This window comes from Nocardioides secundeburneus, from assembly GCF_039939255.1.
In the GTDB taxonomy this organism is placed as follows: Bacteria; Actinomycetota; Actinomycetes; order Propionibacteriales; family Nocardioidaceae; genus Nocardioides.
Genome location: NZ_JBDUUE010000005.1, coordinates 483,264 through 505,175, shown reverse-complemented (window position 1 = coordinate 505,175; position 21,912 = coordinate 483,264). Strand labels below are relative to the sequence as shown.

The 21,912-nt window shown below is 74.1% G+C and carries 19 protein-coding genes; 16 read left to right on the top strand and 3 right to left on the bottom strand.

Features of this window, described 5'->3' with window-relative positions; all coding sequences use genetic code 11:
* Positions 1-26 precede the first annotated feature (26 nt).
* Entirely contained in the window at positions 27-1,622 is a 1,596-nt protein-coding gene (locus tag ABFT23_RS16155) for an ABC-F family ATP-binding cassette domain-containing protein (RefSeq protein WP_347896958.1), read from the bottom strand.
* 231 nt (positions 1,623-1,853) lie between these two features.
* Here ABFT23_RS16155 and serA point away from each other — a divergent pair, with 231 nt between their 5' ends.
* Positions 1,854-3,461 (top strand): phosphoglycerate dehydrogenase, encoded by a 1,608-nt coding sequence (serA, locus tag ABFT23_RS16150; protein ID WP_347896956.1) that lies wholly within the window; start codon positions 1,854-1,856, stop codon positions 3,459-3,461.
* A gap of 88 nt (positions 3,462-3,549) precedes the next feature.
* Here serA and yczR read toward each other — a convergent pair whose 3' ends face one another.
* A complete protein-coding gene (gene yczR, locus ABFT23_RS16145) occupies positions 3,550-4,983 on the bottom strand; it encodes a MocR-like transcription factor YczR (protein WP_347896954.1) in 1,434 nt (477 codons plus the stop codon).
* Positions 4,984-5,045: 62 nt separating this feature from the next.
* On the opposite strand from yczR, the gene yczE reads away from it, so the two are divergent.
* The 14 genes from yczE (at position 5,046) to ABFT23_RS16075 (ending at position 20,318) form a co-directional block, all read left to right on the top strand.
* A complete protein-coding gene (gene yczE, locus ABFT23_RS16140; RefSeq protein ID WP_347896952.1) occupies positions 5,046-5,744 on the top strand; it encodes a membrane protein YczE in 699 nt (232 codons plus the stop codon).
* A gap of 109 nt (positions 5,745-5,853) precedes the next feature.
* The gene (locus tag ABFT23_RS16135; RefSeq protein ID WP_347896950.1) at positions 5,854-7,176 is read left to right on the top strand and encodes an NHL repeat-containing protein; all 1,323 of its coding nucleotides are present in this window, start codon (positions 5,854-5,856) and stop codon (positions 7,174-7,176) included.
* Positions 7,177-7,232: 56 nt separating this feature from the next.
* Complete coding sequence (locus ABFT23_RS16130) at positions 7,233-7,493, top strand: hypothetical protein (protein WP_347896948.1); 261 nt, start codon at positions 7,233-7,235, stop codon at positions 7,491-7,493.
* 68 nt (positions 7,494-7,561) lie between these two features.
* Entirely contained in the window at positions 7,562-8,797 is a 1,236-nt protein-coding gene (locus ABFT23_RS16125; protein WP_347896946.1) for a toxic anion resistance protein, read from the top strand.
* A gap of 7 nt (positions 8,798-8,804) precedes the next feature.
* Positions 8,805-9,320 carry a hypothetical protein gene (locus tag ABFT23_RS16120; RefSeq protein WP_347896944.1) on the top strand — a complete coding sequence of 172 codons (516 nt, stop codon included), beginning with the start codon at positions 8,805-8,807 and terminating at the stop codon, positions 9,318-9,320.
* A gap of 91 nt (positions 9,321-9,411) precedes the next feature.
* A complete protein-coding gene (locus ABFT23_RS16115) occupies positions 9,412-10,899 on the top strand; it encodes an AAA family ATPase (protein ID WP_347896942.1) in 1,488 nt (495 codons plus the stop codon).
* Positions 10,896-12,206: a hypothetical protein gene (locus ABFT23_RS16110; RefSeq protein WP_347896940.1), complete on the top strand. Its 1,311-nt coding sequence runs from the start codon at positions 10,896-10,898 to the stop codon at positions 12,204-12,206. Before ABFT23_RS16115 ends, ABFT23_RS16110 begins: the two co-directional genes overlap by 4 nt.
* Positions 12,203-13,144, top strand: coding sequence for a glutamate ABC transporter substrate-binding protein (locus ABFT23_RS16105; protein ID WP_347896938.1), 942 nt, complete (start codon positions 12,203-12,205; stop codon positions 13,142-13,144). Before ABFT23_RS16110 ends, ABFT23_RS16105 begins: the two co-directional genes overlap by 4 nt.
* A 5-nt stretch (positions 13,145-13,149) precedes the next feature.
* Entirely contained in the window at positions 13,150-14,265 is a 1,116-nt protein-coding gene (locus ABFT23_RS16100) for a hypothetical protein (RefSeq protein WP_347896937.1), read from the top strand.
* On the top strand, positions 14,262-16,670 hold the full coding sequence (locus ABFT23_RS16095; RefSeq protein WP_347896935.1) for a serine/threonine-protein kinase: 2,409 nt from the start codon (positions 14,262-14,264) through the stop codon (positions 16,668-16,670). The genes ABFT23_RS16100 and ABFT23_RS16095 overlap by 4 nt, the downstream gene beginning before the upstream one ends.
* A 34-nt stretch (positions 16,671-16,704) precedes the next feature.
* Positions 16,705-17,853, top strand: a complete 1,149-nt coding sequence (locus ABFT23_RS16090) for a PP2C family serine/threonine-protein phosphatase (protein ID WP_347896933.1) — start codon at positions 16,705-16,707, stop codon at positions 17,851-17,853.
* Entirely contained in the window at positions 17,846-19,123 is a 1,278-nt protein-coding gene (locus tag ABFT23_RS16085; RefSeq protein WP_347896931.1) for a vWA domain-containing protein, read from the top strand. The genes ABFT23_RS16090 and ABFT23_RS16085 overlap by 8 nt, the downstream gene beginning before the upstream one ends.
* The gene (locus ABFT23_RS16080) at positions 19,120-19,881 is read left to right on the top strand and encodes an FHA domain-containing protein (RefSeq protein WP_347896929.1); all 762 of its coding nucleotides are present in this window, start codon (positions 19,120-19,122) and stop codon (positions 19,879-19,881) included. The genes ABFT23_RS16085 and ABFT23_RS16080 overlap by 4 nt, the downstream gene beginning before the upstream one ends.
* Positions 19,882-19,892: 11 nt before the next feature.
* The gene (locus ABFT23_RS16075) at positions 19,893-20,318 is read left to right on the top strand and encodes a hypothetical protein (RefSeq protein ID WP_347896927.1); all 426 of its coding nucleotides are present in this window, start codon (positions 19,893-19,895) and stop codon (positions 20,316-20,318) included.
* Positions 20,319-20,518: 200 nt separating this feature from the next.
* Here the strand turns inward: ABFT23_RS16075 and ABFT23_RS16070 are convergent, their stop codons facing one another.
* Positions 20,519-21,124 carry an O-methyltransferase gene (locus tag ABFT23_RS16070; protein WP_347896925.1) on the bottom strand — a complete coding sequence of 202 codons (606 nt, stop codon included), beginning with the start codon at positions 21,122-21,124 and terminating at the stop codon, positions 20,519-20,521.
* Positions 21,125-21,524: 400 nt separating this feature from the next.
* Here ABFT23_RS16070 and ABFT23_RS16065 point away from each other — a divergent pair, with 400 nt between their 5' ends.
* Complete coding sequence (locus ABFT23_RS16065; RefSeq protein WP_347896923.1) at positions 21,525-21,656, top strand: hypothetical protein; 132 nt, start codon at positions 21,525-21,527, stop codon at positions 21,654-21,656.
* The last annotated feature ends 256 nt before the right edge of the window (positions 21,657-21,912 follow it).

Here is a 21,912-nt window from a genome sequence, read left to right as displayed (position 1 = left end):
CGTGATCCAGCAAAGGGGAGGCTCGATCAGCGATCCACCAGCTCCACGGTCCGGTCGACCTCGACGTCGTCGAGGAACGTGCGGTCGTGGCTGACCACGACCAGCGCACCCCGGTAGTCGGCCAGCGCCGAGACGAGGGCGTCGTACGAGGCGAGGTCGAGGTTGTTGGTGGGCTCGTCGAGCAGCAGCAGCTGCGGCGCGGGATCGGCGAGCAGCACCGTGGCCAGCGCGGCCCGGAACCGCTCCCCGCCGGACAGCGTGCCGGCCGGGTGGTCGGCGCGCTCGCCCCGGAAGAGGAACCGGGCCAGCGCGGAGCGAACCGTCGTCCGGTCGACGTCGGGGGCGGCGGCCTGCACGTTCTCGTAGACGGTGCGGTCGTCGTCGAGCACGTCGAGGCGCTGGGGCAGCATCCCGAGCGGCACCCGGACGTCGACCTCGCCGCGCTCCGGCGGCAGGGCGCCGGTGATCGTGCGGAGCAGCGTGGTCTGGCCGGCCCGGTGGGGGCCGACGACGGCGATGCGGTCGGGGCCGGAGACGTCGAGCTCGCCGTCGGCGACCTCGACGCCGGTGCGCAGCACGAGGTCGCGGGTGGTCATCACGACCCGCCCGCGTGGGACCTCGGTGCCGGGCAGGGCGATGCGGATCCCGCGGTCGGTGCGCAGGCGTGACTCGGCCTCGCCCAACCGGTCGCGGGCCGCGTCGAGGCGGTCGTCGTGGAGCGCGCGGTGCCGGGCGGCCGAGACCTGCTGGGCGCGCTTGCGGGCGCCCATGACGATCTTCGGCTCACGCTTCTGCTCGGACATCTTCTTGCCGTAGCGCTTGCGCTGCGCCAGCACGCGCTCGGCCTCCTGGCGGTCGGCGTGCTGCCGGCGCAGGTCGGCCCTCGCGGTGGTGACCGCCTGCTCGGCGGCAGCCTGCTCGGCCTCGACCTGCTTGAGGTAGGAGCTGAACCCGCCGCCGTACCAGCGCACCGCGCCGTCGCGCAGGTCGCCGATGCGGTCGACGTGCTCGAGCAGCTCGCGGTCGTGGCTCACGACGAGCAGCGAGCCCGACCACCCGCGCACGAGGTCGACCAGCCGGGCTCTTGCGGCGGCGTCGAGGTTGTTGGTCGGCTCGTCGAGCAGCAGGACGTCGGGCGGGTCGAGCACCAGCCGGGCCAGGCCGAGCTGCACCACCTCGCCGCCGGAGAGCTCGCCGAGCCGACGGTGCAGGACGTCGTCCGGCAGGCCGAGGCGGGCCAGCGCCGCGACGGCGCGCTCCTCGACGTCCCAGTCGTCGCCGACCGCGTCGTAGTCGGCCGGCTCGACCGAGCCCCGGGCCACGCGCCGCAGTGCCGCGAGGGTCGGGGCGATGCCGAGGAAGTCGACGACGGTGCGGTCGACGTCGAGGGTGAGGTCCTGAGGCAGGTAGCCGACCCGCCCGGCGACCACGACGTGACCCGACGTCGGCGCGAGCTCGCCCGCGACGACCCGGAGCGCCGTCGACTTGCCTGCGCCGTTGACGCCGACCAGCGCGGAGCGGCCCGGCGGGACGAGGAGGTCGAGGCCGCGGAGGGCCGGGGTGCCGTCGGGCCAGGTGACGGTGACGCCGGACAGGCTGATGACGGAGGTGGGTGATGGCATGCGGAAGCTCCCCTTCGGGGGTCGAGGGCGTTGAGGACGGCCTCAGAGCTTCAAGTCGGCGCCAGACGTCGGGGGCAGGACGACGTCGACGCTACGCCGGTCGCGGCACGGGCGCGAGCGGGTTTCCGGGCGGCCGCCGGACCGGCCGTTAACACGCTCGTCATCCGTGTACGGTGGCGCACGCACAGCGACGTGCGCCGACCCGCCGTCCCCACCCCCGCGAGGAACGCTGTGATCTCTCCCGCCAGCCGCGCCGACCGCTCCGTCGTGCTGATCGCCGAGGAGCTCAGTCCGGCCACGGTCGAGGCGCTCGGTCCCGACTTCGAGATCCGCCACTGCGACGGCTCCGACCGGGTCGCGCTGCTCGCCGCGATCGTCGACGCCGACGCGGTGCTGGTGCGCTCGGCCACCCGGATCGACGCCGAGGCGCTGGACGCCGCCACGCGGCTCAAGGTGGTGGCGCGCGCCGGTGTCGGGCTCGACAACGTCGACGTGCGGGCCGCGACGCTCGCCGGCGTCATGGTGGTCAACGCGCCGACCTCGAACATCGTCTCGGCCGCCGAGCTCGCCGTGGCGCTGATGCTCGCGGCCGCGCGTCACGTCTCGCCGGCGCACGCGGCGCTGCGCAACGGGGAGTGGAAGCGGGCGCGCTACACCGGCACCGAGCTGTACGAGAAGACGATCGGCGTCGTCGGGCTCGGGCGCATCGGCGTCCTCGTCGCGCAGCGGCTCGCCGCGTTCGGCATGACCGTCATCGCCTACGACCCCTACGTGCAGGCCGGTCGGGCGGCCCAGGTCGGCGTCCGGCTGGTCGACCTCGACACGCTGCTGGCCGAGTCCGACTTCATGAGCGTGCACCTGCCCAAGACGCCCGAGACGGTCGGCCTCATCGGCGCCGACCAGCTCGCGCGGGCCAAGACCGGCCTGGTGCTCGTCAACGCCGCCCGCGGCGGCATCGTCGACGAGGCCGCGCTCTACGACGCGCTCAAGACCGGCCAGATCGCCGCCGCCGGCCTCGACGTCTTCGCGCAGGAGCCGTGCACCGACAGCCCCCTGTTCGAGCTCGAGAACGTCGTCGCGACGCCGCACCTCGGCGCCTCCACCGAGGAGGCGCAGGAGAAGGCCGGCCTGTCGGTCGCCCGGTCGGTGCGCCTGGCACTGGCCGGCGAGCTCGTGCCCGACGCCGTCAACGTGCAGGGCGGGGTGATCGCCGAGGACGTCCGCCCCGGCATCCCGCTCACCGAGAAGCTCGGCCGCATCTTCACCGGCGTCGCCGGTGAGGTCGCCCAGCAGGTCGACGTCGAGGTGCGCGGCGAGATCACCGAGAGCGACGTGAAGGTGCTCGAGCTCGCGGCGCTCAAGGGCATCTTCACCGACGTCGTCGAGCACGACGTCTCCTACGTCAACGCCCCGCTGCTGGCCGCCGAGCGCGGCACCGCCGTCCGGCTGCTGACCGAGACCGACAGCCCCGACCACCGCAACCTCATCACCATCCGCGGCACGCTCGCCGACGGCTCGCAGGTCTCGGTCTCGGGCACGCTCGTGGGCATCAACCAGCGCGAGCGCCTGGTCGAGGTCAACGGCTACGACATCGACCTCGAGCCCACCGACCACCTCGCGTTCTTCGCCTACCACGACCGCCCGGGCATGGTCGGCACCGTCGGCCGGGTGCTCGGCGAGGCCGGCGTCAACATCGCCGGCATGCAGGTCTCGCGCAACGCCAAGGGCGGCGAGGCGCTCGTCGCCCTCTCGGTCGACACCGCCATCGCCGCCGACGTCCTCGCCGACATCGAGTCCGCCATGAGTGCCCACTCCGCGCGCTCGATCGACCTGGTCTGAGGGCCCCGGCGGGGGATAGCTCGACACTCAGTCGACGTCCGGCGCACCCGGGGAGGTCGACTGAGTGTCGAACTATCGCGGCGTGGGGTCAGGCCACCATCACGCGCGACGGACGACGGACGCCGGCCGGGTCGCGGTCGCGGACGGCGTCCCAGGCACCGGCGACGCGTCGGACCGCCTCCTCGAGCTCGGCGGGCGGGCGCGACCAGGGGATGCGGACGAAGCGGTCGAGCCCGCCCTCGACGGCGAACGCCGGCCCCGGCGCCAGGACGACGCCGCGCCGCTCGGCCTCGGTGGCGAGCGCGGTCCCGCGGGCCGAGGGCAGCTCGCACCACAGCGCGAGGCCGCCGGTGGGGCGGTGGAAGCGCCACTCGGGCAGGTGCTCGGCGACCGCGGCGACCAACGCGTCGCGCTGCTCGCGCAACCGCTCGCGGTGCACCTCGACGACGGCGTCGTCGGCCAGCAGGCGGGTCAGCACGAGCTGCTCCATCACCGGGGCACCGAGGTCGAGGCCCAGGCGGGCGCGGGTGAGCCGCTCGACCTGGTCGTGCGGGGCGCGCACCCAGCCGAGGCGCAGCCCGCCCCAGTGCGACTTGCTCGCGCTGCCGAGGGTGATCGTGCGCGCGTCGAAGGCCGCGAACGGGCGCGGCATCTGCTGCCCGTCGAGCGCGAGCGCCTGGTGGGCCTCGTCGACGACGGCGACCGTGCCGGTGCGCCGCAGGTGGGCGGCGTACGTCGTGCGGTCGGCCTCGCTCATCACGTGCCCGGTGGGGTTGTGGAAGTCGGGGATGAGATAGGCGAGCGTGGGGCGGACGTCGTCGAGGGCGGCGCCGACGGCGTCGAGGTCCCACCCGTCGGGGTCGACCGGGACGGCGCGCAGCCGGGCGCCGCTGGTGGCGACCGCCTGGGTGGCGTTGGGGTAGGTGGGTGACTCGACGAGCACGCGGTCGCGGGGGCCGCTGAGCGCCTGGGCCACGAGCGCCGCGGCGGCGAGGGCGCCGGCGACGACGATCACCTGGCCGGGGTCGGTGGGCAGCCCGCGGGCGGTGTAGCGCTCGGCGATCGCGGTCTGCAGCGCGGGCAGGCCGGCCGGGAAGTAGCCGTGGCCGCCCAGGTAGGCCGGCAGGTCGGTGGCGGCGTCGGCGTAGGCGGCGGCGATGCCGGGCGGCGCCGAGGCCGCGGCGCAGTTGAGGTCGATGGCGTCGGGGTCGCCGGTGCCGGGGACGAGCGCCCGGTCGTGGGCGCGCGAGCGGCCGCCGGGCACCTGGGTGAACGTGCCGGAACCGCGGCGGGCCTCGGCGTAGCCGCTGTCACGCAGCAGGGTGTAGGCGCGGGTGACCGTGGTGCGCGAGACGCCGAGCGCCGTCGTCAGGTCGCGCTCGCTCGGCAGCCGGACGTCGAGGCCGATGCGGCCGTCGCCGATGAGGTGCGTGAGTGTGTCGGCGAGGCCGACGTAGGCGGGGGAGCGGTCGAAGCCGTCGACCAGGGCGGCCACCCTCGCCGCGGAAATGGACTGCGTCATGCAGTCCACTCTGGCACGATTGGCTATTCAGGACCAGGCCAATCGAGACCATGCTGGAGCACGTGACCAACGCCCCGTCCTCCTCGACCCGGCCCCGGCCGGCGCTCGCCGACCTCGGCCCCGTCGCCCAGCTGCGTGCCGGGCGCCTGCCCGAGCGGCTCGTCCGGCTCTACGTCGGGCTGGTCGCCTACGGCCTGTCCATCGCGCTCATGGTGCGCGGGCGCTTCGGGCTGGCGCCGTGGTCGACGATGGAGTCCGGACTCATCCGGCACGTGCCGCTCACGCTCGGCCAGGCCGTCGTGGCGGTGAGCTTCGTGGTGCTGCTGCTCTGGATCCCGCTGCGCGAGGTGCCCGGCCTCGCCACCGTGTCCAACGCGATCCTGGTCGGCATCTCGGCCGACGCCTCGCTCGGCCTGCTCGATTCCCCCGACGCCCTTGCCGCCCGCCTCGCGCTCACCGTCGGCGGCGTCGTGCTGTGCGGCTTCGCGACGGCGCTCTACATCGGCGCCCAGCTCGGCCGCGGTCCGCGCGACGGCCTCATGACCGGCCTGGCCCGCCGCACCGGCTGGTCGCTGCGCGCCGTCCGCACCGGCCTCGAGATCACCGTCGTCGTGCTGGGGTTCGTACTCGGCGGCGCGGTCGGCGTCGGCACCGTGCTCTTCGCCCTGACCATCGGCCCGATCGCCCAGGCCATGCTGCCGTTCCTGCTGGTCGACGTCCGCGTGCCCGTCGTGCCCGGGGCCCCGGACGACGTGCGCTGAGCCCGACCGGCGCGGGGCTCGACGAGGTCCGCGACCTGGTCCGGCGGCACCCGGCAGAGGTCGGCGCATTCGGCCACGCGACCCGTGCCCGGAGGCCTAGCCTGCCGACGTGCGAATCCGCCGCTGGGCAGCCCTTGCTGCCGCGCCCCTGCTCCTGTCCACGCTCCCGGCGGCCGAGGCCGCCGCGCCGACGATCCGCGTCGACCGCGCCCCGGTCGTGATCTCGGGCGCTGCCACCGGCATCACCGCCGCCGTCGACGTCGACACCGACCCGAGTGGGCGGATCTACGTGCTGACGCCCGACGCCGTGCGGGTCTTCGCCCCCGGTGCGCGCGGCAACGCGACGCCGGTGCGCTCGGTCTCGCTGGGCTTCGCGGCGACCCGCTCGGCGGCGCGCCTCGCGGTCGACGAGGCCGGATGGATCTACGTGATCAGCCGCGACGGCGGCGTCGACCCCGAGGTCACCGTCGTGCGCCCGGCGGCCGCGACGCCGCCGGTGACCTACGCCGCCGGCGACCTCGGCCTCGGGACGCCACTCGACCTGACCGCTGTCGGCAGCCAGGTCGCGATCGTCGACAACGACTCGAACGCGGTCGAGTTCTACGACCTGCGCTCCGGCGACACGGTGCGCGAGCGCTACCTCGCCGCTGGCTCGGACACCGCGACCCAGATCTTCGAGCCGCAGGCGATCGACGCCGACCCGGCGGGACGCATCGTGCTCTCCGGCCGCAACTGGGTCTCGGTCTTCGCTGCCGGTGCCGACAGCACGAACACCCCCGGCCTCGCTCCCCAGCGCTACCTGGCGGGCAGCCGCACCGGCCTCGGTTCGGACGCCGACCGCTACACCACGGGTGTCGGCCTCGACCGGCGCGGCGCGATCGTGGTCGGCACGACCGAGTTCTACGTGCTCCCCGACACGCTGGAGCCGCGCTTCCGCAACCAGCGGATCCTGGCCTTCGCCCCGGGCGCGACCGGCAACGCGACGCCCACGGCCGTCCTGGCCGGGACCCGGTCCGGGCTCGGGGACCTGTCGGGCCTCGACCTCGGTCCCACCGGCTCGCTGGTCACCAACCGCGCCGACATGGCCACGCAGGCCTACACCGCTGCGGTCTCGGTCCACCGCCCGCTCGGTCCCTACACCGCTCCGGCCAGGGTGACCGGGCTGAAGGTCTCCGGTGGCAAGAAGGCGGCCCGCCGCACGGTCAGCTGGCGCCCGGCGGTCGCGAACTCCGACGTGCCGGTGCGCTCGTACGCCGTCCGCGTGACGTGCGCGGGCTCGGTCAAGCTCGCCCGGACCATCCCCGCCGGCCGGCGTGCCGCGACGGTCGCCCTCGGGCGGACGAAGCGAGCCACCTGCACGGTCAAGGTCACGGCGAGCAACGCCATCGGCGTCGGCCCGGTCGCGTCGACGACGTTCCGGGTGAAGCGCTGAGCGCCGACGGGCCGGTTGTCGGTGGCGGCGTCTAGGGTTCGTCACGTGATCGCCCGATGACCAGTGCCCAAGAGCTCCGCGCGATGCGCGAGGCCAAGTACGCCCGTGCCCGCGCCGCTGCCGCCGGCCAGGCCCCCGCCGCGCCTGCGAAGGCCGCCCCCGCCAAGCCGGCGAAGAAGGCGGCCCAGCCGGCACCGGTCGCCTCACCCCTCGACGGGGGCGCCGACGCCGAGGCCCTGTGCGGGCACAAGAACATCAGCGGCCGCACCTGCACGCGCGAGAAGGGCCACGCGGCCAAGTCGCACCGCTACTCCTGAGCTCCCGGTTCCGCCATGGCCCGATCGGTGCGAGACGCCGGGCGCCGCAGGTGACAGACTGCGCTGCCATGAGCGCAGGCACCCCCGAACCGGCCGTCCAGCCCCTCGCCCCGCCGGACCCCGTCGTCACCCTGACGGCGCCCGAGCCGGTCGCCGCCGTCGCCACGACGGCCGCGCCGAGGATGGCGCCCCCGGTCGCCGCCGAGGCGATGCCCGAGCTCGACGCGAAGGTCGACGGGTTCATGACCGCGCTGACCAGCACCCAGGCCGGCAGCCCCGAGTTCGCGGCCCAGGCCGAGAACGTGCGCACCATGGGCGACGCCGACATCCGCAAGGCCGCCGAGACCTCCAACCGGATGCTCGACAAGCCGGTCACCGCGCTCAAGGAGGGCGGCATCAGCCAGGGCAGCGCGGTCGGCAAGACCCTGCTCGAGCTGCGGCGCACGGTCGAGGACCTCGACCCGAGCCAGGCCACGGGGGCCAAGCGCTGGCTCGACCTGCTGCCGTTCGGCGACAAGATCACCGACTACTTCCGCAAGTACCAGTCGGCGCAGACCCAGCTCAACGGCATCCTGCACAGCCTGCGCAACGGCCAGGACGAGCTGCAGCGCGACAACGTCGCGCTCAACCTCGAGAAGACCAACCTGTGGGCGGTCATGGGCCGGCTCAACCAGTACGTCTACGTCGCCGAGCGCCTCGACGCCAAGCTCTCCGCGCGCATCGCCGAGCTCGAGCTCAGCGACCCCGAGGCGGCCAAGGCGCTCAGCCAGGACGTCTTGTTCTACGTGCGCCAGAAGCACCAGGACCTGCTGACCCAGCTCGCCGTGTCGATCCAGAGCTACCTGGCGATCGACATCATCATCAAGAACAACATCGAGCTCATCAAGGGCGTCGACCGGGCGTCGACGACGACGATCTCGGCGCTGCGCACGGCGGTCATCGTGGCCCAGGCGCTCGGCAACCAGAAGCTGGTGCTCGACCAGATCACCGCGCTCAACACCACGACGTCCGGGATGATCCAGCGCACCTCGGAGATGCTGAAGGAGAACAGCGCGGCCATCCAGGAGCAGGCCGCCAGCTCGACCATCGGCATCGAGCAGCTGCAGGCCGCCTTCGCCAACATCTACGCCACCATGGACTCCATCGACGAGTTCAAGCTCAAGGCGCTCGACTCGATGTCGACCACGATCGGCGCCCTGTCGACCGAGGTCGAGAAGTCGCAGGAGTACCTCGCCCGGGTCCAACAGCACGACCAGCGCAACGCCGCCGGCACGCTCGACCTGTCGAACCAGCCCCTGAGCTGACCGGGGCGTGGGACTGAGGGACTGGTGGCGCCGGCGGCGAGGCGGCCCCGACGACGCCGTCACGTCGTCACCGCACCCACCGACGGAGCAGGACGTGCTGGCCTCGCTCAACCGGGTCAACGCGATGCTCACCGAGGGCAACGCCCCGCCCGTGGTCACGGCGCGGGTGGTGCGGATCGCGCGCACCATCGCCGACACGCTGCCGCGCATCCGCAACCTGGGCCTGGGCTCGCAGGAGGGCTACTCGGTCGTGGCGACGGCGACGACCTACCTGCCCGAGGCCGTCGGTGCCTACCTGCGGCTGCCGCGCGACTGGGCCGACACCCGGCCCATCGACGGCTACAAGACCTCGCTCATGGTGCTCGTCGAGCAGCTCGAGCTGCTCGCGGCCACGATGGACAAGATCCTCGACGCCGCCAACCGCGCCGACGCCCAGGCGCTGATCGCGCACGGCATGTTCCTCGACGCCAAGTTCGGCAGCGCCTCCGACGGCGGCCCCGACCTCCAGCTCGGGACGCCATGAGCCGCCCCACAGCGATAGTCGTGGACCTTTCGCACGTGTGCAGAACGTCCACGACTATCGCGGTGACCTCGATCAGACAGGACGACGACGCATGACGACGACGACGCTCGCCGCCGCGCTCGAGGCGCTGGAGACGGTCGCGGCCGGCGCCGGGGTCGACCCGGCCGGGGCCCGCCGCGAGGGCGAGGCCCTCGCCGCCACCGTCGCCGAGCCCAACAAGGGGGCCTTCGTCGACTGGTGCGCCGAGACCGGCCGGGCGTCGTCGGCCGAGCCGTTCTTCGACGCCGCCAGCCGTGGACGCCGCTACCGCGTCGCGCAGACCGCCACGATGAGCCTGCTCGCCGCGGGTGGCTCGGCGCACGCGCCGGCCTATGCGGCCGCGCTCGGCGACGTCGCCCTCGCCGCCGCGAGCCTCGGCACGCCCGACCCGCGATCGAGCGGCAACGCCGTCACGGCCGCGGCCGCCCAGCTCGCCGAGGCGCCGGCCCAGCGCCCGACGCCGCCCACGCTCGGCGACGAGGTCACCGGGTCGCTGCTCGAGCAGCTCTCCGTCGTCCAGCGCAAGATCGCCGGGCTCAACACCGCGCCGCTGCCCTCGCTGCTCGGCGACGGCGCGGCCCCCTCCGCCCCGTCGACGAGCGAGCAGCAGCCCCCGGTCGCCGTCCAGCCGCCGCCGGGGACGCCGGCCGAGCCCGAGCCCGCACCCGAGCCCGAGAGGCCGGCGAAGACGGTGGAGGAGCTGCTCGCCGAGCTCGACGAGCTCGTGGGGCTGGCCGACGTGAAGGCCGAGATCCACCGCCAGGCGGCGGTGCTGCGGGTCGAGGGCCTGCGGGCCGAGGCCGGCCTGAAGACGCCGGACATCACCCGCCACATGGTGTTCAACGGCAACCCCGGCACCGGCAAGACGACCGTCGCGCGGCTGGTCGCCGGCATCTACGCCGCGCTCGGCCTGCTCAGCAAGGGCCAGCTCGTCGAGGTCGACCGCTCCGAGCTCGTGGCCGGCTACCTCGGCCAGACGGCGACCAAGACGGCCGAGGTCGTGGCCTCGGCCATCGGCGGGGTGCTGTTCATCGACGAGGCCTACTCGCTCTCCGGCGACCAGTACGGCCGCGAGGCCATCGACACCCTGGTCAAGGAGATGGAGGACAACCGCGCCGACCTCGTCGTCATCGTCGCCGGCTACCCGCTGCCCATGGCGGTCTTCATCGGCGAGAACCCCGGCCTCGAGAGCCGGTTCCGCACCCACGTCGAGTTCGCCGACTACACCGACGACGAGCTCGTCGACATCTTCGCGGTCATGGCCAGGGGCGCGGAGTACGACGTCGACGACGCCGTGCTCGAGCGTCTGCGCACCATCCTCGGCGGCGTCGATCGCGGACCCACCTTCGGCAACGCGCGCTACGTGCGCAACCTGCTCGAGGCCTCGATCGGCCGCCAGGCCTGGCGCCTGCGCGAGGTCGAGACCCCGTCCCTCGAGCAGCTCCGGGTCCTCGAGCCCGACGACCTGGCGGAGATTGAGCCGGTCGACATCGGGGGAGAAGCCGATGGCCCCGACCCGCAGCGCGAGGAGACGACGTGAGCCAGACCGCGCCCGGCGCACCCGTACCCGCACCCCAGGCGCGGACCGCGACGCCGGCCCCGGTCGGCGCCGCCGCGCCGGCTCCCCAGGACGCCCGGTTCACCGAGAACGTCCCGCAGGTCCTCAACCGCCTGCAGGCCCTGGCCGTCGCCGCCTGCCTCGTGTTCGGCATCGCCGCGGCCGTCGTCCAGGTGCTGTCGTGGCAGGCCGCCGGCCGCGCCGCCGACAACACCGAGCAGGTCGTGCGGGTGCAGCAGATCCAGTCGCTGCTGCTGCGCGCCGAGGCGGTCGCCACCAACTCCTACCTCTACGACGGGCTCGAGCCGGCCGAGGCGCGCGCCGAGTACGACGAGGCGATCGACGACGCCCTGCGCCTGATCACCGACGCAGCCGAGGCGCAGCCGGCCGACCGCGCGGTGCTGGCCGACCTCAACAGCACGGTCTCGACCTACACCAACCGCGTCTCGCAGGCGCGCGACCTCAACCGGCAGCAGCTGCCGATCGGCATCGCCTACCTCACTAAGGCCCGGGAGGCGCTGCGCGGCAGCGCGGCCGACCAGACCGTGGGCGCCGTCCAGCTGACGCAGGCCCTCGTCGACGCCAACACCGAGCGGGCCGAGGACGAGATGCACGGCCAGCACCCGTTCTGGCTGCTCGGGCTGGGGGCCCTCGCGCTCGTCGCGCTGTTCCTGGTCAACCGTCAGGTCGCGCGCCGCTTCCACCGACGCTTCAACGTCGGGCTCGTGGTCGCCGCGCTCGCCGTCCTGGTGCTCACGGTGCTCAGCGCCGGCCGCGCGGTCGTGAAGAACAACGACGACGACGCCACCCGCGACGGCCCCTACCGCACGGCCGTCGACGAGGCGACCGCCCGCACGGCCGCCAACGACGCCAAGGCCTACGAGTCCGGCAACCTCATCGCCCGTGGCTCCGGAGCCGCCTACGACACCGCCAACTTCGCCCCGGCCGCCGAGCGGGTCGAGCAGACGGCGTCCGACGCGACGCTCGCGCTGTGGCGCGACTACCTCGCACAGCACGAGGCGGTGCGCGAGCTCGACGACGCCGGTGACTGGAACGGTGCCGTCGCACGGGTCCGCGAGACGGGCGAGGGCAGCCCGACCGCCCTGCTCGACGCCGTCGACGAGAGCGCCGCGGGCGTCGTCGACGCGTCGGGGGCCGAGGCCGTCGACGGGTTCAGGTCGGGCGGCGCGCTCTCGGTCGGGCTCGCCGTCGTCACCCTGCTCGGCGCGCTGTTCGCCGCGGTGGCCGCGACCCGAGGTATCGGCGTCCGGCGGAAGGAGTACTCGTGAAGCGCCTGGTGGGCCTGACCCTCGCCGCCCTGCTCCTCGCCGGGTGCGGCGGCTACGACGACACCGCGACCCCGGCGCCGCCCACCGCGGGTGCCGCAGCGCCCGCGGCGCCGTCCGAGTGCGCGAACGACGGCACGCAGCTACGGTCCTACGAGCCCTCCGGCGACGTCGGCGAAGGGCCTGCGGTCTCGGACATCCGCACGCGCGGTCGACTGATCGCCGGGGTCGCGGCCGACACGCTGCTGCTGGGTGCGCGCAACCCGAACACCAACCAGATCGAGGGCTTCGACATCGACATGGTCTACGCGATCGCGGCGGAGATCTTCGACGACTTCGACCCCGACGCGCCGGGCCGCCGGGTCGAGCTGAAGGTGATCACGGCCGCCGACCGCATCCCCTTGCTGCAGGACGGCACGATCGACATCGTCGCGCGCAACATGACCATCAACTGCGCGCGGTGGGAGCAGATCGCGTTCTCCCAGGAGTACTACAGCGCCGGTCAGAAGGTGCTGGTCGGCAAGGGGTCGGGCATCACCATCGACGACCTGGCCGGCAAGCGCCTGTGCGCGCCGTCCGGCACCACGAGCCTGGAGAACATCGAGAAGGTGCTCGGGGCCGAGCCGGTGAGCTCGACCGACAACTCCGCCTGCATGGTGCTGTTCCAGAACGGCGAGGCCGACGGCGTCAGCACCGACGACACCGTGCTCGCCGGCCTGGCCGCCCAGGACCCCTACGCCCAGGTGCTGAAGTCCGACTTCCTCACCGAGGAGCCGTACGGCATCGGCGTCAACGCCGACGACCGCGACCTCGTCGAGCTGATCAACACGGTGCTCGAGGACATGCGCCGCGACGGTCGCTGGCAGGCCTCCTACGACCGGTGGCTCCGCCCCGACCTCGGCGTGGCCGGCGTCCAACCCGCGCCGCTCTACGGCCGATGACCACCGTGGCCCAGCCCCCCGCCACCGCCCCGCCACCCCCCGGCCCGCTCGGCAGCGCACCCGAGCCCGCCGCGCTGGCGGCCTACTTGACCGGCCTCGAGGCCTGGGTGCGCGGACGCCGTACCGAGCTCGACGACCTCGACGCCGCCGCACTCGCGTCGGGGCGCGGGGCCGAGGTCGCCACCGACATGGCCCTGGCCCTGTCGCTGTGGAAGGCGGTCAGCGACCGCTACGCCGCCATGTGGGCCACGTGGGACGGCGGGCGCGTGCTCGAGGCGGATCGGGCCAAGGTCACGGCGCTGGTCTGGACCCGGCTCGACGGCGCCGGCGCCTCGGTGCCCGAGGCCTGCCGGCTCTCCGACTCGCTCACCTCGACGCTGCGCACCAAGCTCGCGCTCACCCCCGGCGCCGACGCCGCGGCCGGACGGATCAAGGACCTGCGCGCGCAGCTCGAGCGCATCCGCGACCAGGTCGCCCTCGAGCCCGCGGTCGGCCGTGACGCCACCGTCGACCGGCTCGCCGCGATGATGGCGCGGCTCGACGACATCGCCGAGCGGGCCGGCCGTGGCGCCGACGTCGGGGGCCTGCTGCCCTCGCTCGAGCAGGACGCCGCCGTGTTCGAGCGCGACCTCATCGTCGGCAACCAGCGCCGGCGCGAGGCCCGCGGCCTGCTGGCCGAGGTGCGCACCGAGCGCGCCGAGCTCGTCGCCCGCGGCGCCGCGCTGCAGCGTCTCGCCGCGACCTGTGTCGCCACGGTGCAGCCCGCGCCGCGCTACGCCGTCCCCGACGTGGAGGCGCTCGGGCCGCTGCCCAACACCCCCGAGGCGCTCGGGGCCTACCGCGACCGGCTCGTGCGGGTCGGCCAGGCCATGACCCTCGCCGACGACGCCTACGCCGACGCGCTCGCCGAGCACGCCCAGCTCGTCGCGCTGCTCGACGGCTACGTCGTCAAGGCCCGGGCCACCGGCGCCGCCGGCCACCCCGACGTCGCCGCCGCCGAGCAGCAGGCCCGCGACGTGCTCGCCCGCCGCCCCTGCCCGGTGCCGATCGCCCGCCAGCTCGTCACGACCTACCAGACCTGGGTCGACGCCCAGGGCCAGACCACCGGAGGCCAGCCATGACCTGCACGCAGCCCGGCTGCACGGGCACCATCAGCGACGGCTACTGCGACGTGTGCGGCATGGCCCCGGCCCCCGGGACGACGCCCACCGCCGCCCCCGGCGCTCCCGCGGCGGCTCCCTCGTCGAGCGCCGTCAGCGCCGTCAGCGCCGTCAGCGCCGACGGCTCGCCGTGCACCCAGCCCGGCTGCACCGGTGCCATCGCCGACGGCTACTGCGACACCTGCGGCATGGCCGGGGTCCCGACCGGCTCGACCACCGGGGCCCCGGCCGAGCCCGCCGGCGTGCACGACGCACCGTCGTCCGTGTCGACCGCGACGGCGTCGTCCCGCGTCGGCTCGGCCCGGTTCGGCTCGGCCCGTGTCGGCAGCGACTCCCTGTCGACCCGGCGCCAGCGCAGCGGCTCGCAGCGGTTGCGCGCGGCCCGCATCGGCGCCGGGCTGACCAGCGTGCCGCCGGCCCCGACGGTCGACCCCAGCGCCGCCGTCCAGCCCGACCCGATGGTGCCCGAGGACAAGCGCACCTGCTCCAAGTGCGGCACCAAGATCGGCCGCAGCCGTGACGGCCGGCCCGGTCGCACCGAGGGCTTCTGCCCCCAGTGCGGCCAGGAGTTCTCGTTCACGCCGAAGCTGCACCCCGGTGACGTCGTCGGCGGGCAGTACGAGGTCGTCGGCGCCATCGCCCACGGCGGCCTCGGCTGGATCTACCTCGCACGCGACCGCAACGTCTCGAACCGGTGGGTGGTGCTCAAGGGCCTGCTCAACTCCGGCGACCCCGACGCGCTCGCCGCGGCCATCGCCGAGCAGCAGTTCCTCGCCCAGGTCGAGCACCCGCTCATCGTCGAGATCTACAACTTCGTGACCCACGAGGGCGCCGGCTACATCGTCATGGAGTACGTCGGCGGCCGCTCGCTCAAGCAGATGCTCAAGGAGCGGATGCGCGCCAACGGCGGCGCCTACGACCCGCTGCCCGTCGACCAGGCGCTCGCGTTCATCCTCGAGGTCCTGCCCGCCTTCCAGTACCTGCACGACCTCGGCCTGGTCTACTGCGACTTCAAGCCCGACAACATGATCCAGGTGGGCGACGCGCTCAAGCTGATCGACCTCGGCGGCGTCCGGCGCATCGACGACGACGAGTCGGCCATCTACGGCACGGTCGGCTACCAGGCGCCCGAGGTCGCCCAGGTGGGGCCCAGCGTCGCCTCCGACATCTACACGATCGGTCGCACGATCGTGGTGCTGTGCATGGAGTTCCGCGGCTACCAGGGCACCTACCTGCACACGCTCCCGCCGCCCGGGTCGACGCCGCTCTTCCGCGACTTCGACTCGCTCTACTGGCTGGTCGCGAAGTGCTGCGCGCCCGACCCCGCCGACCGGTTCTCCTCGGCCGACGAGCTGCGCACGCAGCTGCTCGGCGTCCTGCGCGAGACCGTCGCCCGCCGCTCGACGGGCACCTCGCTCACCTCCGCCGCCTCGGTGCTCTTCGAGACCCCGACGACGTCGCGCGGCGTGCTCGAGTGGTCGCAGCTGCCGGGCCTGCGCGTCGACACCTCCGACCCGCAGTACTCCTGGCTGAGCGGCGTCGGCGCCACCGACCCCGGCGAGCGGCTCGGCATCCTCACCCACGAGGCGCCCGAGCAGACCGCCGAGGTGCGCCTCGCCCGGGCCCGTGCCGCCCTCGAGCTCGGTGACCCCGAGGCCGCCCGCGAGATCGCCGCCGACATGCTCCAGGCCGACCCGTGGGAGTGGCGGGCGCTGTGGGTCGACGGCCTCGCCGCCATGCAGCAGCGCGACTGGGAGACCGCCAAGTCGTCGTTCAACGCCGTCTACCAGCAGGTGCCCGGCGAGCTCGCGCCCAAGCTCGCGCTCGCCGTCGCGTGCGAGAAGGGCGGTCTGCCCGAGGTCGCCGAGGGCCTCTACGCCACCTGCGCGCAGACCGACGCCGCCTACGTCGCCCCGGCCGCCTTCGGCGTCGCCCGCGTGCGGGCCGAGCGCGGCGACGCCCCGGGCGCCGTCGAGGCGCTCGACCTGGTGCCCAAGTCGAGCCGCGGCTACCCCGAGAGCCGTCAGCTGCGTGCCGAGGTGCTCCTCGGCTCCGCGCAGGGCGGCACCGACCTGCGCGCCCTCGACCAGGCCATGCGCTCCATCGAGTCGGTGACCATGGACCCCGTCACCCACGGCCGCTACACCGTGCGCATCCTCGAGCAGGCGCTCGCCGTCGTCACCGGCCCCGGCTCGGCGCAGGCGACGGCGGGGGCGACCGTCGGCTCGGTGACCGCCGACGAGCCGGGCCTGCGCGCCGGCATCGAGCGCGCCTACCGGCTCCTGGCCCGCGACGCCACCGACCTGCCCGAGCGCATCGAGCTGGTCAACCGGGCCAACGCCGTCCGCGCGTGGACGCTGACGTGACGGGCGACCACCCCACCGAGACGAGAGGCACCTTGTGAACTGCCCCCACTGCGCCGAACCCCTTGCCGACGGCGCGGCCTTCTGCGAGGCCTGCGGTCAGCGGGTCGGCGCGGCGCCCGCCACGCCCGCCGCACCCGTCGACGTCTCCGAGGAGGCATCGCCGTTCGAGATGACGGCGGCGACCCGCGCGCCCGGCAGGCCGACGGCGTCCGGCCCGCCCGCGTGCCTGCAGTGCGGCGGCACCGTGGGCCCCGACGGCTACTGCGAGCAGTGCGGCAGCAAGCGGCCGAGCGAGCGCGACCACTTCCGCGAGCAACCGGTGCCGACGGTGGCCGGGGTGTGCGACCGCGGCGTGCGCAAGGCCGCGAACGAGGACGCCATGGCGCTGCACGCGACCACCCAGGCCGGTGGGCGGGTCGTGCTCGTCGTCCTCGACGGCGTCTCGAACACCGACCACTCCTCCGAGGCCTCGATGGCGGGTGCGACGGCCGCGCGCGACGTGCTGCTGACGCCGCTGCCCAGCGGGCTCGGCACCGACACCAGCCGCAACTCCGCGGTCAAGCAGGTCTTCGGCGCCGCGGTGCAGGCGGCTCAGGACGCGATCGTCGGCTTCACGCCCGAGGGGTCCGACAAGCCGCCGTCGGCGACGTTCGCCGTCGCGGTCGTCGAGGGCCAGCGCCTGCACATCGCCAACATCGGCGACTCCCGCGCCTACTGGCTCCCCGACGCCGGACCCGGCGTCCAGCTCTCGGTCGACGACTCCGTCGCGCAGGCCCAGATCGCCGCCGGCATGGACCGCAAGGTCGCCGAGGAAGGGCCGCAGGGCCACGCGATCACCCGTTGGCTGGGCGAGGACGCGCCCGACCTCGTGCCGCACCTCGTCGAGTCGGTGCTCACCGAGCCGGGCTGGGTGCTGGTCTGCAGCGACGGCCTGTGGAACTACGCATCCGTACCATCTGCGGTGGCCGAGCAGGTCGCCGCGGCCGGCACCACCGACCCGCTCGAGCTCGCCGTCGCGCTCGTCGGGTTCGCCAACGCCTCGGGCGGGCACGACAACATCACCGTCGCCCTGGCCCGCGTCGAGGGCACCGCACCGGCGCCGTCACCACCGCCGGCGTCAGGGCAGAATGCCGCTGGCGAGACCACTGTTGAGACCGCACCCCCGGGAGAGACCGATGGCTGAGTTCACCGCGAGCGTCTACCAGAACGAGTTCCTGCCCGACGGCGGCACCGACGTCAACGCCATCGTCACCGTGCAGTGCACCGGTGCGGGCTCGGTGGGCGGCGCGGGCGGGAGCACCGCCGGCGAGGTGATCATCGTCGACACCTCCGGCTCGATGGGACCGCAGACGATGGCGGCCGCCAAGCAGGCTGCGCAGACCGCCGTCGGCGAGATCGCCGACGGCGTGTGGTTCGCCGTGATCGCCGGCTCCGACCGCGCGATGCTCGCCTACCCGCAGGTCTCCTCCGGGCCGGGCATGGTGCAGGCCAACGCCCAGACCCGCGCCGAGGCGCAGGCCTCGATCTCCCGCTTCGTCGGCAGTGGCGGCACCGCGATGAGCACCTGGCTCACCCTCGCCATGCAGCTGTTCGGCTCCATCGAGGGCCTCACGCAGCGTCATGCCATCCTGCTCACCGACGGTGAGAACCGCGAGGACGCCGGCAAGCTCGACCTCGCGATCCAGCAGGCCACCGGCTACTTCCAGTGCGACTGCCGCGGCGCCGGCACCGGCTGGCAGGTCGAGGAGCTGCGCCGCATCTCCCAGGCCCTGCTCGGCACCGTCGACATCATCCCCACCCCCGAGACGATGGTGGAGCAGTTCCGCCAGATGATGCAGACCTCGATGTCGCGCGGCGTCGCCGACGCGCAGCTGCGGGTCTGGGCGCCGCAGGGCGCGCAGGTGCTCTTCGTCCGCCAGGTCGCCCCGACCGTGGAGGACCTCACGGCCCGGCGCACCACCGTCAACCCGCTCACCGGCGCCTACCCGACCGGCGCCTGGTCCGACGAGTCGCGCGACTACCACGTCGCCGTCCGGGTGGCGGCCAAGGCGATCGGTCAGGAGCAGCTCGCCGCGCGCGTGATGATCGCGATCGGCGACACCGTGCTCGCCCAGGGGCTGGTCAAGGCCACCTGGTCCGGCGACTCCTCGCTGACCACACGGATCGACCAGCAGGTCGCCCACTACACCGGGCAGACCGAGCTGGCCGCGATGATCCAGGAGGGCCTGGCGGCCAAGGCCGCCGGCGACGAGGCCACCGCCACCACCAAGCTCGGCCGTGCCGTCCAGCTCGCCGCCGCCACCGGCAACGACGAGGCGACGTCGAAGCTGCGCAAGGTGGTCGACGTCGACAACGAGGCCGAGGGCACCGTGCGGCTCAAGCGCACCGTCGACAAGGCCGACGAGATGGCCCTCGACACCGCCTCCACCAAGACCACCCGGATCAAGAAGTGATCTGCCCGGCCGGCCACGACTCGGCGTCCACCGACTACTGCGACACCTGCGGCATCGCCATGGGCGATCCCGCGGCCGCGCCCGCCGTCCCGCGCGTCGACGACCCCGACGCCGCGGGCACCGGGCTGCTGCCGGTCACCCCGGCCGACGGGCCGGCGTCCAGCGGGTGCCCGAGCTGCGGGGCGACCAACCCGGCCAATGCGCTGTTCTGCGAGAACTGCGGCTACGACTTCACCACCGGCGCCATGCCGCGCCCGCTCGACCCGCCGGCCGGGGCACTCCCCACGACGGAGGGCCTGAGCCAGGTCGACGTCCCGACCGACGAGACGAGTGCCAACCCCTCGCCACCGCTGGCCGAGACCTGGGTGGCCGAGATCTGGATCGACCCCGACTGGTACGCCGACCAGCAGAGCACCGACCCGCTGCCCTCGCCCGGGCTGCCGACCGTGACCCCGCTGCGGCACACCTCGATCCTCATCGGCCGGGCCTCGCGCAGCCGCGGGATCAGCCCCGACCTCGACCTCGGCACCGACTCCGGGATCAGCCGCCGTCACGCGCAGCTGACGACCGACGGTCGCCGCTGGTTCGTCGAGGACCTCGGCTCCTCCAACGGCACCTACGTCGGCGGCGCCCTCGGCACCCTGCCCAAGACGCCGGTGCCCGTGGGCCAGAAGGTCGAGGTGCGCCCCGACGAGCGCGTCTACCTCGGCGCCTGGACCCGCATCGTGCTCCGCAGGGCCGCCGACGGCGAGATCTGAGGGAGGGGCTGGTGGACGCGCCGATCGCCATCGCCGTCGGGGCCGGCGTCCTGCTGGTCACGGTGGTCGCCGCCGTCCTGCTCGCGCGCTCGCGCGGTGGCGAGCGAGCCGACGACGACCTGATGTTCCGCCCCGAGATGCCGCCCCCGACGGGCACGCCGCTGCCGCCACCGATCGGCACCCCGCTGCGCGACGTCGACCCGCCCGCGCCCGGACTGCCGCCGCGGGACTTCCCCGACGAGGCCTTCGCCCCGCCGCCGCGCGAGCCCGACGCCGCACCGGCCGCGCCGCCACCGGTCGAGCGCCGGCCGCCCCCGCCGCCGTCGCGCTACCCGCTCGACGCGCCCACCGTGATCCGGCACCGGGGCGCCGAGCCGGTCGACCCGGTGAACCCGGTCAACCCGCCGACCAAGCCGCGCACGTCGTCGGAGGACTAGCGACGATCGCTGGTCGAGCCGCGCGAGCCCCCGGCGAGCCCGAGTCGAGACCTGGTGAGCGACCGCTCGTCTCGGCCACCGTGGTTGCGTCGTGCTGTTGCTGCGGTGGTCTCGACGCGCTTCGCGACTTCGTTCCTCAGTCGCTGCGCTTGCTCGACCTGCGCGCTGTGAGGGACCCAGCTCGTTCCTCGCTGGGTCCCTCAGCGCTTCGTCGCGATGATCGTCGCCGCGTCGGGGGCGACCATCACCTCGACGGCGGTGAACCGGTCGTCGGTGAGCCACTGCTCGCGCAGGGTGTCGACGCGGCCGTGGGTGATCGGCGGCCAGCCCTCGCACGGCGTGAAGTCGTCGAGGACGACGATGCCGCCGTCCTCGACCAGGTCGGCCACGGCGTCGACGCCGACGTCGCCGCCGCTGCCACCGCCCCAGCCGCCGCCGAAGCCGTCGCCCTGGCCGGCGTCGAGGAACAACAGCGAGAACGGGCCCTTGTCGAGCAGGGTCGACCAGTCGGCGGCGAGCACCTCGACCTGGTCGTCGTCCTCGAAGATCTCCGCGGCCGCCCGGGCCAGGCGCGGGTCGAGCTCGGCGGTGAGGATGCGGGCCTTCTCGCCGCGGACGCCGGAGCGCAGCCACGCCGTCCCGACGCCGCAGCCGGTGCCGAGCTCGGCCATCGTGCCGTCGCGCGTGGCGGCCAGCATCGCCAGCAGCCGACCGGTCTCGTTGCGGCAGAACGACACGTAGCCGGCCCGGCGCGAGACCGCGAAGGCGCGCTCCACCACGTGCGGCAGGTCGGGGGAGGCGCTCATGGGAGAAGTCAACGCCCGGGCCTCCGACGCCGAGACGCGCGTCTCGGGATGCGAACAGATGACCGATGTCAGTAGCCGGGGCCGCCGAGGCTGTGCCAACCTGTCAGGACCATGCGTAGCGTCCTCGTACTTATTGAGCGCCGCGACGGGGCCCGGCAGGACTGATCCTGCGGCGTGAGGCCACCCCGTCGCGGTGGTTCTCATGCGTACCCAGACGCATACTTTCTCGGCCTCGCGAACCACCACTCCCGGTGATGTCCTCGCGGCGGCCCAGGTTTCCGGCGCTCGTCAGCGCGATCCGCTCGTCCGCGTGACCCACCCCGTGCGATCCACGGGTTCCCTCCGCGGGGACATCTCCGGGTGTGACCTCCACACCAGGTGAACCGAACGGAGAACAGCGATGTACGAGATGTACCCCGAGTGGGGCCCGGCCAAGAACCGCCGCGACGACGACCACGCCGGCGCCCGGTCCGCCGTCCAGACCTCCCTCGACCTGCGAGACGGTGGCGGCGAGCGCCCCGACGACAACTGAGCCCGATGGCGACTCACGTCCTCGCCCGCCCGCAGGCCGGGCCGACTCTCGGAGGGCTCCGCGATGTCGGCTGCCGGCCCGACCGGGCGGTGGGTCGGACGACGGCACCGGATCGAATGGCGACTCACGTCCTCGCCCGCCCGCAGGCCGGGCCGACTCTCGGCGGGCTCCGCGATGTCGGCTGCCGGCCCGACCGGGCGGTGGGTCGGACGACGTCGCGTGCGCCGCGTGGCCGGTTTGGACACGGGTCGGGGCG